The organism is Streptomyces sp. NPDC028308 (genome assembly GCF_055565855.1).
The window spans coordinates 112,143-124,509 of record NZ_JBVHTO010000004.1 but is presented as its reverse complement, the minus strand read 5'-3'; the positions used below and the strand labels follow the sequence as shown (position 1 = coordinate 124,509).

Sequence of the window (12,367 nt, the reverse complement as noted above, 5' to 3'; positions counted from 1 at the left end):
TCCCAGGAGGTCCGACCCATGCGGTCATCCTCGTACCCCGTCCTGCCCGGAACCGCCCGCCGCTCCCTGAGAGGGCTGGTCGTCCTGGCCCTCACCGCGGGCTTCGCCACCGCCTTCCCCGCCGCCCACGCGGACACCCCGAGCGACCCCGCCGGCACCACCGCCGTCGCCGCCAAGCCCTTCATGGGCTGGTCGAGCTGGAGCATGCAGTCGTCCAAGTACCCGGGCCTCAACCCGGACGGCGACTACAGCTACCTCACCGAGGCGAACGTCCTCAAGCAGACGGACGCCCTCGCCGCCAAGCTGAAGAAGTACGGCTACGACCACGTCAACATCGACGCCGGCTGGTGGATGGACAAGAACTGGAAGACCGGCTTCGACCGGTACGGCCGTCAGACACCCGACCCCGTCCGCTTCCCCCGCGGTATGAAGGCGGTCGCCGACCACATCCACGCCAAGGGACTCAAGGCCGGCATCTACCTCCCCGTCGGCCTGGAGAAGGGTGCCTACGGCGGCGGCGAGGTGCCGATCTGGAACGCCCCCGGCTGCACCACCGGCGACATCGTCTACCCGGACCTGCGCACCACCAACGGCTGGGACAACGCCTACAAGATCGACTTCGGCGACGCCTGTGCGCAGAAGTACATCGACTCGCAGGCACAGCAGTTCGCCGACTGGGGCTACGACTTCCTCAAGCTGGACGGCGTCGGCCCCGGCTCCTTCAAGTCGGGTGACAACTACGACAACGTCGCCGACGTCGCCGCCTGGCAGCAGGCCATCGCGACCGCCGGCCGCCCGATCCACCTCGAACTCTCCTGGTCCCTCGACATCGGCCACGCCGCCGACTGGAAGAAGTACTCCAACGGCTGGCGCATCGACACCGACGTCGAGTGCTACTGCAACACCCTGGTCACCTGGGAGAACTCGGTCGACGACCGCTGGGACGACGCGCCCGCCTGGAGCCGCAAGGCGGGCCCCGGCGGCTGGAACGACCTCGACGCCGTCGACGTCGGCAACGGCGAGATGGACGGCCTCACCAAGGCCGAGCGGCAGAGCTACATGACGCTGTGGGCCATCAGCAAGTCGCCCCTGTTCACCGGTGACGACCTCACCAGGCTCGACGGCTACGGCGTCTCCCTGCTCACCAACCAGGAGGTCATCGCGGTCGACCAGAACGACTCGCCCGTGGCACGCCCGGTCACCACGGTCGGCGACCAGCAGGTCTGGGGCACCGAGAACCCCGACGGCAGCCACACCGTCGCCCTGTTCAACCTCGGGGACTCGCCCGCCTCCGTCACCGCGCAGTGGGCCTCCTTCGGATTCACCGGCAACGCCGCCGTGCGCGACCTGTGGAACAAGGCGGATCTCGGCACCCACAAGAACAGGATCACCGCGGCCCTGCCCGCGCACGGCTCACGGCTCTTCACCGTCAGGCCCGCCGGGAGCACCCTGGCCACCACGAGCTACGAGGCGGAGTCCGCCGCCAACACCCTCTCGGGCAACGCCTCCCCGGCCGGCTGCGACGCCTGCTCCGGCGGCAGGAAGGTCGGCAACCTCTACGGCGGCGGCAAGCTGCGCTTCAACGACGTCACGGTGAAGAAGGACGGCATCTACACCGTCCGCGTCTCCTACGTCAGCGGAGACCCCCGCTCGGTGACCGTCCTGTCCAACAGCGGCAACGGCAGCAGCCAGAAGTTCCCCTCCACGGGCGACTGGAGCACCGCCGAGACCGTCAGCGTGCAGCTGGCGCTGAAGGCCGGGACCAACACGATCACCTTCGACAGCGGCGACGGATACGCGCCGGACATCGACCGGATCGTCGTCCCGCAGTCCGTCTGACCCGCTTCCCAAGGGGCCCGGCGACCTGACCCGCCGGGCCCCGCGGTACCCCGTACGCCCCACCCGACGGCCCCCGCCGTCGTCCCCGCACGAGCCGCTCCCCGGATTTGGAGTGCACACCGTGGACATCCAGCCCACCGCCCCGCACGACGACAGACCCAGCAGACGAGGCTTCCTCGCGCTCGCGGCCGCGGCGGGCACGGCCGCCGCCATCGGCGGCCTGCCCGCCTTCACCGCGTCGGCGGCGCCCGCCCGCCCCACCCGGTCACCCCTGCTGTCCGCGGCCGACGCCGCCCGGAACACGCTGTGGTGGCAGGCCCCCGGCTCCGCCACGTCGATGATCGAACAGGGCCTGCCGGTCGGCAACGGACGCCTCGGGGCGCTCGTGAGCAACGACCCGGCCCGCGAACTCATGATGATCACCGACGCCACCCTGTGGACCGGCGGCCTCAACGACGAACTGCAGAGCGACGGCCAGTTCCCCTACGGCCGCGACGACTTCGGTTCCCTGACGCTGCTCGCCGAGCTCACGCTCACGCTCACCGGCCACGACCTCGGCCGCGTCGACAACTACCGCCGCACCCTCGACATGGCCCAGGGCCTGGTCACCACCACCTACGACATCGACGGCGTGACCTACCGGCGGCAGATCTTCGCCAGCCGCCCCGACGACGTCATCGTCCTGCACCTGTCCCAGCAGGGCGGCGGCAGCCACACCGGCACCGTCTCCCTGGCCGGCACCCACGGCGAGTCCACCACCGCCGACGGCGCGGGACGGTACGCCTCGTTCGGCGCCGCCTTCGCCAACGGACTGGCCTACGGCGCCGCCGTCACCGCGCGCAGCGGCACCGGCCGGGTCCGCGTCGACGGGACCTCGATCGCCTTCAGCGGCTGCAAGGAGCTGACCGTCGTCGTCAGCGGCGGCACGAACTACGCGCCGGACGCCGCCGCGAAGTACCGCGACCCGTCCGTGGACCCGCCAGGCCTGGCGAGGACGAAGGTCCTGGCCGCGGCACGGCACACGGCGAGCACCCTGCTCGACACCCATGTCGCGGACTTCCGCCCGGTGTTCGCGCGCCTGGACATCGACCTCGGCCCGTCCTCCGCCGCACAGCGCGAACTCGACACCTGGGAGCGGGTGCGGGCACGCCACCGGGACGACGTGCCCGACCCCGAACTGGAGGCCGCCTACCTGCAGTTCGGACGCTACCTGATGATCTCCGGATCGCGGGGCAGCCTGCCCATGGGACTCCAGGGCCCGTGGCTGGACGGCAACGACCCGGACTGGATGGCCGACTACCACACCGACATCAACATCCAGATGAACTACTGGATGGCCGACCGCGCGGGCCTGCCGGACTGCTTCGACGCCTACACGGACTACTGCCTCGCGCAGCTGCCCGACTGGACGGACGTCACGCGGCGGCTGTTCAACGACCCCGCCAACCGCTACCGCAACTCCACCGGGAAGATCGCCGGCTGGACCGTGGCCATCTCCACCAACCCCTATGGCGGGGGCGGCTGGTGGTGGCACCCGGCCGGCAACGCGTGGCTGTGCCAGAGCCTGTTCGAGCACTACGAGTTCACCCAGGACCGGGCCCACCTGGAGAAGATCTACCCGCTGCTCAAGGGCGCCGTCGAGTTCTGGGAGGCCCGCCTCGTCACCACTACCGTCAACGACGCGTCGGGGGCCGAGCGCGAGGTGCTGATCGCCGACAGCGACTGGTCGCCCGAGCACGGCCCGCTCGACGCCAAGGGCATCACCTACGCCCAGGAACTCGTCTGGAACCTCTTCGGCAACTACCGCACCGCCGCCGGGACCCTCGGCAAGGACACCGCCTACCGCACGACCGTCGGCCGGCTCCGCGAGCGCCTGTACCTGCCCGTCGTCAGTCCCGAGACCGGCTGGCTGGAGGAGTGGATGTCGCCGGACAACCTGGGCGAGACCACGCACCGGCACCTCTCCCCCCTCGTCGGACTCTTCCCCGGCGACCGGATCCGCCCCGACGGCTCCACACCGAAGGACGTCGTCGACGGCGCGACCGCCCTCCTCACCGCGCGCGGGATGAACAGCTTCGGCTGGGCCAACGCCTGGCGCGGACTGTGCTGGGCGCGGCTGAAGAACGCCGAGAAGGCCTACCGGCTCGTCGTCAACAACCTGAAACCGTCGACGGACGGCGGCAACGGCACCGCGTTCAACCTCTTCGACATCTACGAGGTCGAGAAGGGACGCGGCATCTTCCAGATCGACGCGAACTTCGGTACGCCCGCCGCCGTCGTCGAGATGCTGGTCTACTCGCGGCCCGGTCACGTCGAGCTGCTGCCCGCGCTGCCCGCCGCCTGGGCGGCGTCAGGTTCGGTGTCCGGCGTCGGCGTTCGCGGCGGTTTCGTCGCAGACCTCGCCTGGCGGGACGGCAAGGTCACCCGGGCCACGCTGAGGAGCGTCGGCGGCCGGGAGACGACCGTCGTAGCGGGCGGTGTCTCGCGGCGGGTCCGCCTCGCACCCGGTGAGTCCGTCACCCTGCGGAACCTCGGATGAGCGCCACTCGCGGCCCTCGCCGCTCGGCGGGCGCCGTCTGCGCACTGCTGCTGGCGGTCCTCGTCGCCCTCGCCACCCCGTCGTCCGCACAGGCACGGACCCCGCCGGCCCCCGCGAAGGGCACGCACTCCGTGGTCACGTGGGGCGCCTCCGCCGACCGGCAGGGCGCCGGCCCCGCCGACCGCAGCTACCGGCTGATCGTGCGCACCAGCGTCGGCGGCACGAACCTGCGCATCCGGCTGTCCAACGCCTTCGGCGAGCACCCGGTGACCTTCGCGAGCGCGTACGCCGGGCTCCAGAAGCAGGGCGCGGAGCTGGTCCGCGGCTCCAACCGCGCACTGAGCTTCGGCGGGGCCGCGTCGGTCACCGTCCCGGCCGGGCAGACCGTGCTCAGCGACCCGCTGCCGGGGCGGCTGGCGGCCCGCAGCGGTCTGGTCGTCAGCCTGTACGTCACGGGCGCGGAAGGCCCGACGACCGGTCACGGCATGGCGATGCAGACCAACTACGCCACCGCGGGCGACCACGCCGCGGAGGAGGGCGCCGCCAACTGGACCGACCCGATGGGCTCCTGGTACTGGCTCGACGCCGTCGCCGTGGAGACCTCGACGGCGACCGGCTCGGTGGTGGCCCTCGGCGACTCCATCACCGACGGCTGGGCCTCCAGCACCGACGAGAACCGGCGCTGGCCGGACTACCTCGCCCGGCGGCTCCAGGCGGCGTCCTTCTCGACCGTGAAGGGGGTGGCCAACGAGGGCATCTCCGGCAACAAGGTCCTTGCGGACGGCGCCGGGGAGTCCGCGCTGAAGCGACTGGGGCGTGACGTGCTCTCCCAGCCCGGTGTGAGGACGGTGTTCCTGTTCGAGGGCATCAACGACATCAAGGCCCACTCCGGGGTCACGGTGGACGACATGATCGCCGGCTACCGGGAGATCGCCGACCGGGCGCACGCGGCCGGCAAGTGCGTCGTCGGCGCGACGGTCATGCCGTTCAAGGGCTGGTACGAGTACGACGCCGCCGCCGAGGCCGTCCGCCAGGGCGTCAACGACTGGATCAGGAACAGCGGCGAGCTCGACGCCGTGACGGACTTCGACCGGATCACCCGCAGTCCCTACGACCCCGAGCTGCTCCTGCCGTTCTTCGACGGCGGCGACCACCTGCACCCCAACGACAAGGGTATGCAGGCCATGGCCGACGCCGTCGACCTCGCGAGCCTGGAGTGCGACCGCGCCGCGGGCTGAGCGTCCGGCCGCCGGTGTCCGCGCGAGCGGACACCGGCGCGATCGCCTACGCTCCGGACGCATGACCGTGCTCGGAGTCGACATCGGGACCTCCAGCAGCAAGGGCGTGCTGGTCGACGAGGACGGGACCGTGCGCGCCACCGCCGTACGCCCGCACAGGGTCGACCGACCCCGTCCCGGGCACGTCGAGATGGACGCCCGCGTCTGGTGGGAGGAGTTCGTCTCCCTCGCCGGCGAGCTGGCCGGGCAGGGCGCGCCGGTCACCGCCGTGGGCGTCAGCGGCATGGGCCCGTGCGTCGCCCTGGCCGACGAGGCGGACGAGCCGCTGCGCCCGGCGATCCTCTACGGGATCGACACCCGCGCCACGGACCAGATCGCCCGCCTGGAAGCCGAGTTGGGCCGTGACGCCGTCCTGCGGCGCTGCGGCTCGCTGCTCTCCACGCAGGCCGTCGGACCCAAGATCGCCTGGGTAGCCGACCACGAGCCGCGGGTGGCGGAGCGGGCCCGGCGGCTGTACATGCCGAGCTCCTACCTCGTCCGCCGGCTCACCGGCGCGTACGTGCTGGACCACCACTCCGCGAGCCAGTCCGTGCCGCTCTACGACTCGGTGGCCCAGGACTGGTACCGGCCCTGGGCCCGGCGGATCGCCCCGGACCTCGAACTGCCGCCGCTGCGCTGGCCCGGCGAGACCGCCGGACACCTCACCGGGGAGGCGGCCGCCGCCACCGGACTGCCCGCCGGCATCCCCGTCGTCACCGGGACCGTCGACGCCTGGTCCGAGGCGCTGAGCGTGGGCGCCCAGCGCACCGGGGACCTGATGCTCATGTACGGCAGCACCATGTTCCTGATCAACACGGTCGCCGAACGGCTCCTGGTGCCCGAGCTGTGGAGCACGGTCGGCGCGCTGCCGGGCACGCGGAGTCTCGCGGGCGGCATGGCCACCTCGGGCATGATCACCGACTGGCTGCGGCAGCTGTTCGGCGACCCCGCGCACGCCGAACTGCTCGCCCGGGCCGAGAGTTCCGGTCCCGGCGCGCGGGGTCTGCTGATGCTGCCGTACTTCGCGGGGGAGCGGACGCCGGTCGCCGATCCGGACGCGCGCGGGGTGATCGCCGGGCTGACCGTGGAGCACACACGCGGCGACCTGTACCGGGCCGCGCTGGAGGCGACCGCGCTGGGGGTGCGGCACAACGTCGGTGCGATGCGCGCGGCCGGCGCGGACATCCGCCGGGTCGTCGCCGTCGGCGGAGGCACGCGCGGCGGATTGTGGACCCGGATCGTCTCCGACGTCACCGGTCTGGCGCAGGAGATCCGCGCGGTCACCGTGGGGGCGAGTTACGGAGCCGCGTTCCTGGCGGCGGGAGCCGTGGGGGACCCGGACATCGACGCCTGGAACCCCGTCCGCGCGCGCGTGGAACCGGACCCGGGTCTGCGGACGGCCTACGACGAGCTGTACGAGCTCTACCTGGACCTGTACCCGGCGACCCGCGACATCGGCCACGCCCTCGCCCGGCGCCGACGCGCCGCGTCCGGTCCGCCGGAGCCCCGCGACTGACCGCGTCCGCCGGGGCGCGGACCTCGTGCCCGCCTCCACGGACGGCCCCCGGAAGCGTTCAAGATCTGAAGCCGGACGGCTCCTCACGGCCGGGCGGGAACGATTCCGGTGTGAAGTATTGACGGCTACATGACACTCCGGTTGACTCGCGGCCCAGCGCTGGAACCGGTACCGGTACCGGTTCCGTGGGCGCAGTCGTCCGCCGGTGCGTCAGGAGGCAGCCGTGCGCGTCACCATCGCCGATGTGGCCCAGGCGGCCGGAGTGAGCAAGACGACCGTGTCGCGGGTGCTCAACACCCGCGGCGAGGTCGACGCGTCGACCGCGGCGAAGGTCCGCCACGTCATCGACCGCATGGGTTACGTGCCGAGTTCGGGCGCCGTCGGCCTCGCCCGCGGCAACAGCAGGACCGTCGGCATGCTGGTTCCCTCGCTGACCTGGCCCTGGATGGGCGAGGTCCTCCAGGGCGTGGTCGACACCGTCGAGGCGGCCGACTTCGGCCTGCTGCTGTTCACCTGCAACCGGGGCGCCGAGTCCGTCGCCCGCTTCACCCACCAGGTGTCGGCCCGCGCCTTCGACGGGCTGCTCGTCGTGGAGCCCGAGAACACCCTCGGCATGCTGACGGCCCTGCACCGGGACGGACTCCCCGTCGTCCTCGTCGACGACCGCGGCCGCCACCCGGAGTTCCCCTCCGTGACGGCCGCCAACGCCGAGGGCGGGGCCGCGGCGGCACGGCACCTGCTGGCCGACGGCCGGCGCCGGCCGCTGGTGCTCACCGGCCCGCTGCGCTTCGGCTGCGTCCGCGACCGGCTGGCGGGATTCCGGGCCGCCTACGCCGACCACGGCATCGACGTCGGCCAGGTGACCGAGGGCGACTTCACCGAGGCCGACGGCCGGGCCCGGGTGGGCGCGCTGCTCGCCGCGGGGCGCCGCTTCGACGCGGTCTTCGCGCACAACGACCTGGCGGCGATCGGCGTCCTGGGCGCCCTGCGCGACGCCGGACTCCGGGTGCCGGAGGACGTCGCGGTGATCGGCTTCGACGACATCCCGGTGGCCCGGCACACCGAACCCTCCCTCACCACGGTCCGGCAGCCGATGCGCGAGATGGGGGAGACGGCGGCGCGCCTGCTCCTCGCCCGGCTGGCGGGGCACCCGTCCCCGTCCTCTCCCGTCGTCCTGCCCACCCGGGTCACCGTCCGGGGCTCCGCTCCGGCCCGCTAGCCGCCACCCCCACGCTCCCCTCCGCCGAGCGCCCCGGCAGACCCAGGACGCCCGGCACCCGTACCCGGTCCGGCCTCCACGCCGTGCACCGGCACCCCCGCACCATCCAGCACCTCGGCACACCCGCACCGCACATGACCGGCACCCCCAACCTCCTCCAGGAGAGCCGCATGCCAGCCCGTACCTCCCGCACGCTCATGACCGCCCTCGCCACCCTGTCCGCCCTGTCCCTGCTGACGGCCGGGACCGCCCTCGCCGCCCAGGACCCGCAGAGCGGCGCGGTCGCCGCGGCGGCCTGGGACACCGACCGGGCCGCGGAGGCCTACGCCCTGAACCCGGCCGCCGTCACCGCCTCCGGCAGCGAGAACGCCGGCACCGCCCCCGGCCTCGCCTTCGACGGCAACGCCTCGACGCGCTGGTCGAGCCAGTTCGCCGACGACGCGTGGATACGCGTCGACCTCGGCGCCACGCTGCGCATCGACCGCGTCGCCCTGGAGTGGGAGGCCGCCTACGGCAAGCGCTACGTCCTGGAGGTGTCCAGGAACGGCACCGACTGGACCCCCTTCTACACCGAGACCGCCGGCACCGGAGGGTCCGTCACCGCGCACACCTACCCGCAGGAGGTGACCGGCCGCTACGTGCGCCTGCGCGGCGTCGAACGGGCCACGCCCTACGGCTACTCGCTGTACTCCTTCAAGGTCTACGGCGGCGAACCGGCCCCCGCCTCGACGACCCGCTCCAACCTCGCCCTGCACCACCCGGCCTACTCGAACCTCTACCAGCACGCGGGCAACTCGCCGGCCTTCGCGACCGACGGCGGCTGGCCCGCGGACCTCAAGAGCGACTCCAGCCGCTGGTCCAGCGACTGGAACGCCGACCGGTGGATCTCCGTCGACCTGGGCGCGACGTCCACCATCGACACCGTCGACCTGTACTGGGAGGCGGCCTACGCGGTCGACTACGAACTGCAGGTGTCCGACGACAACAGGACCTGGCGCACCGTCCACCGGCCGTCCGCCGCCGAGGTCGCCGCCCGCCGCGCCGACGTGAAGTCGCCCGGCGAGGCCGTGGGCCGGCACGACAGCGTCCGGCTGTCCCAGCCGGCCACCGGGCGCTACGTGCGGATGCTCGGCAAGGAGCGGCGCTCCTTCTACAACCCGGCGCCCGCCACCGCCCAGTTCGGCTACTCCCTCTACGAGTTCCAGGTCTGGGGCACGGGCGGCAGCGCCGCCGCGGCCTATCCCGCCCTGCCCGGCGAGCAGTCCGGCACCTACCAGACCACGTTCTTCGACGACTTCACGTCGGCGAGCCTCGACCGCTCCAAGTGGCGCGTGGTCAGAACCGGCCAGGAGATGGGTTCGGTGAACGGCGAGTCGCAGGCCTACGTCGACTCCGCCGACAACATCAGCACGCAGAACGGCAGCCTGCTGCTGAAGGCGAAGTACTGCAAGGGCTGCACCCAGGCGGGCGGCGGCACCTACGACTTCACCTCCGGGCGCATCGACACCAACACCAAGTTCGACTTCACCTACGGGCGGGTCAGCGCGCGCATGAAGCTGCCCGTCGGCGACGGCTTCTGGCCCGCCTTCTGGCTGCTGGGCAGCAACGTGGACGATCCGTCGGTGTCCTGGCCCGCGTCCGGCGAGACCGACATCATGGAGAACATCGGGTACGCCGACTGGACCAGCACGGCACTGCACGGCCCGGGTTACTCCGCCGACGGCAACATCGGTGCCCGCCAGACCTACCCCGACGGCGGGCGGGCCGACCAGTGGCACACGTACGCGGTCGAGTGGACGCCCACGGGCATGCGTTTCTACGTCGACGACCGGCTGGTCCAGGAGACGACGCGCAACAAGCTGGAGTCCACGCGGGGCCAGTGGGTCTTCGGCCACAACCAGTACGTCATCCTCAACCTCGCCCTGGGCGGCGCGTATCCGGCGGGCTGGAACAAGGTCACCACGCCCTACTGGGGGCTGCCCCAGTCCAGCGTCGACCGCGTCGCCGCCGGGGGAGTGCGCGCCGAGGTCGACTGGGTGCGCGTGGAACAGAAGCGGTGACCCGGGGCTGCCGGGCCCCTTGACGGATGATTGGTCCAGTCCTACCTTCCAGTCACCCGTTCATTGACGGGGTCGCCGTTCATGTGCATGAACTGCGAAACCCCCCACGGACCAAGGGAGTCGGGATGCTCGCACGCCTGCGAGCGCTCACCGTCACCAGCGCGGTGTGCGCCTCCACGATCCTCACCGTCCCCTCGGCCTTCGCCGAGGTGGAACCCGGCGGATGGACGCCGGTCTCCCCGAGCTACACCGAACAGGAGCGGGGGTGCGGGCAGATCGACGGACTCACGTTCCGGCTGACCTGCTCCACCGCCGACGGAGACCAGCGGGCTGAACGCCGCTACGCCACCTACACAGGAGGGACCCGGCAGTTCGAGGGCTACTTCCGCGTCGCCGCCCTCAGCGGGACGCGGATCAGCCTCAAGCAGACCTTCAACGAATCGGCCGCGGGCCCGTACTTCATGCTCGCGGTCGAGCGCGGCGGCCGGCTGTACGCCGTGCACGGCGGCGACACGCTCTCGGGCGCCGGCACCGTCGGCGCGACGGTACGCGTCAACACCGTGCATCAGGTGGGCAACCAGCACCGCACCTACATCAACGGCTCGCTGAAGCACACCTACGCGAGCCCCGGCGGCAGCTTCTACGACAAGTTCGGCGCCTACCGCACCAGCAGCGGCAACGGACCCGCCACCGTGGTGTGGAGCGACGTCCGCTTCTGGCGCAAGTAGCCGTCGCCCCATGCGTACGCGCACACGGGTGGTGGTGCCGGCAGTGCTGCTCCTGGCACTGCCGGCCTGCTCATCCGACCCCGGGACCCGTCCTCCGCAGGCCGGCCGGACGCTGCACGCCGTCCGTGCCACCCCCACCGACATCGACCTGACCTGGAAGAAGGCCGGGCCCGGCACCTCCGGGCACGTCCTGGAGTTCGCGACCGAGGAGAAGGGCCCGTACACCGTCCTGCGGTACCTCCCGCCGGGCGTGACCTCCTACCGCCACCCCGACCTGATGCCCCGCACGACGTTCCGCTACCGGCTGCGGCCGTTCTCGGGACCCGCCTCGAAACCGGTCCGCGTCGACCTGCCGCCGGGCGGGATGACGGCCGCGGACGAGGACAGCGGACACGACTGGCTGCCCGCCCGCACGGACCGGGCCCGCAAGGTCCCTGGCCGGCCCCTGCGCGTCTCCGGCGCGGGTGCGCCCTCGGGCCTGCGTGCCGAGATCCGCCACGCCAACGGCATCCGGTTCACCTGGACCGACAACGCCTCCGACGAGGTGGGACTCCTGCTGGAGATCCGCCGCCGGCCCGGGGAGGAGTACGAACCGGTCGTCGTCATGGACCCCGACACCAACGCGACGGGGCTGATCACCCTGCCGGAGGAGAAGCACGCTGCCTACCGCGTCCGCGCCTTCACCTACGGCCCGGCCTCGAACGTGGTCCGTCTGACCACGGGCGGAAGCGGGTGAACGCGTCCCGCCCGGCCGCGCGGACCGGGCGCCCGCCCGTCAACTCCCCTCGCCCGCCCTCGACATGCGCAGGGCGAGCTGCTGGAGCAGATCCGCCGACTTGACGTCGGTGCGGCCCGAGTCGTGCACCTCGGCGAGCTCGGAGAAGAGGAACGCGAAGGCCCCCACCAGCGAGATGGTCGCGGGCAGATAGGCGTCCGCGACGGCCTGCCCCGCCTCGGCGGGACCGGCGTCCGCGGGCACCTCGACACTGGGGAACACCTCCGTCACGAGCGAGCCGAGCTGCGTCTGGGTCGAGTCGACCTCGGCGTCCTCGTCCTGAGCGATCCTGCGGACCATCGCGTTGGTCTCGGTGAGGACGCCGATGGCTCGCAGGATGATCTCCGTCTGTTCCATGCCGTGAGCCTAGACGTGCGACCGCCTCGATGGTCATGACCCTCGCAACCTCCGTGG

General features: G+C 72.1%; 9 protein-coding genes. 8 read left to right on the top strand and 1 reads right to left on the bottom strand.

Annotated features, from left to right (window positions below; all coding sequences use genetic code 11):
- Positions 1-18 precede the first annotated feature (18 nt).
- The 8 genes from ACZ4VA_RS10755 to ACZ4VA_RS10720 all read left to right on the top strand — a co-directional run bounded on the left by ACZ4VA_RS10755 (position 19) and on the right by ACZ4VA_RS10720 (position 11,914).
- The gene (locus ACZ4VA_RS10755; RefSeq protein WP_356243495.1) at positions 19-1,839 is read left to right on the top strand and encodes an alpha-galactosidase D; all 1,821 of its coding nucleotides are present in this window, start codon (positions 19-21) and stop codon (positions 1,837-1,839) included.
- A 121-nt stretch (positions 1,840-1,960) separates the two neighbouring features.
- Entirely contained in the window at positions 1,961-4,378 is a 2,418-nt protein-coding gene (locus ACZ4VA_RS10750) for a glycosyl hydrolase family 95 catalytic domain-containing protein (RefSeq protein ID WP_468080853.1), read from the top strand.
- Positions 4,375-5,616 (top strand): SGNH/GDSL hydrolase family protein, encoded by a 1,242-nt coding sequence (locus ACZ4VA_RS10745; protein ID WP_468080851.1) that lies wholly within the window; start codon positions 4,375-4,377, stop codon positions 5,614-5,616. The genes ACZ4VA_RS10750 and ACZ4VA_RS10745 overlap by 4 nt, the downstream gene beginning before the upstream one ends.
- Positions 5,617-5,677: 61 nt before the next feature.
- Entirely contained in the window at positions 5,678-7,171 is a 1,494-nt protein-coding gene (locus ACZ4VA_RS10740) for an FGGY-family carbohydrate kinase (protein WP_468080849.1), read from the top strand.
- Between the two features lie 223 nt (positions 7,172-7,394).
- Positions 7,395-8,390, top strand: coding sequence for a LacI family DNA-binding transcriptional regulator (locus tag ACZ4VA_RS10735; protein WP_468080847.1), 996 nt, complete (start codon positions 7,395-7,397; stop codon positions 8,388-8,390).
- A gap of 170 nt (positions 8,391-8,560) precedes the next feature.
- Positions 8,561-10,450 carry a discoidin domain-containing protein gene (locus ACZ4VA_RS10730; RefSeq protein ID WP_356164104.1) on the top strand — a complete coding sequence of 630 codons (1,890 nt, stop codon included), beginning with the start codon at positions 8,561-8,563 and terminating at the stop codon, positions 10,448-10,450.
- A gap of 125 nt (positions 10,451-10,575) precedes the next feature.
- Positions 10,576-11,178, top strand: a complete 603-nt coding sequence (locus tag ACZ4VA_RS10725; RefSeq protein WP_356164102.1) for a hypothetical protein — start codon at positions 10,576-10,578, stop codon at positions 11,176-11,178.
- 10 nt (positions 11,179-11,188) lie between these two features.
- Positions 11,189-11,914 (top strand): fibronectin type III domain-containing protein, encoded by a 726-nt coding sequence (locus tag ACZ4VA_RS10720; RefSeq protein ID WP_356164100.1) that lies wholly within the window; start codon positions 11,189-11,191, stop codon positions 11,912-11,914.
- Between the two features lie 39 nt (positions 11,915-11,953).
- Here ACZ4VA_RS10720 and ACZ4VA_RS10715 read toward each other — a convergent pair whose 3' ends face one another.
- Positions 11,954-12,310: a hypothetical protein gene (locus ACZ4VA_RS10715; protein WP_356164098.1), complete on the bottom strand. Its 357-nt coding sequence runs from the start codon at positions 12,308-12,310 to the stop codon at positions 11,954-11,956.
- Between the last annotated feature and the right edge of the window lie 57 nt (positions 12,311-12,367).

Excerpts from the sequence above, each read along its gene's own strand:
- ACZ4VA_RS10755 (WP_356243495.1), top strand. The coding sequence starts at position 19 with ATGCGGTCATCCTCGTACCCCGTCCTGCCCGGAACCGCCCGCCGCTCC.
- ACZ4VA_RS10745 (WP_468080851.1), top strand. The coding sequence starts at position 4,375 with ATGAGCGCCACTCGCGGCCCTCGCCGCTCGGCGGGCGCCGTCTGCGCA.
- ACZ4VA_RS10740 (WP_468080849.1), top strand. The coding sequence starts at position 5,678 with ATGACCGTGCTCGGAGTCGACATCGGGACCTCCAGCAGCAAGGGCGTG.
- ACZ4VA_RS10730 (WP_356164104.1), top strand. The coding sequence starts at position 8,561 with ATGCCAGCCCGTACCTCCCGCACGCTCATGACCGCCCTCGCCACCCTG.
- ACZ4VA_RS10725 (WP_356164102.1), top strand. The coding sequence starts at position 10,576 with ATGCTCGCACGCCTGCGAGCGCTCACCGTCACCAGCGCGGTGTGCGCC.
- ACZ4VA_RS10720 (WP_356164100.1), top strand. The coding sequence starts at position 11,189 with ATGCGTACGCGCACACGGGTGGTGGTGCCGGCAGTGCTGCTCCTGGCA.
- ACZ4VA_RS10715 (WP_356164098.1), bottom strand. The coding sequence starts at position 12,310 with ATGGAACAGACGGAGATCATCCTGCGAGCCATCGGCGTCCTCACCGAG.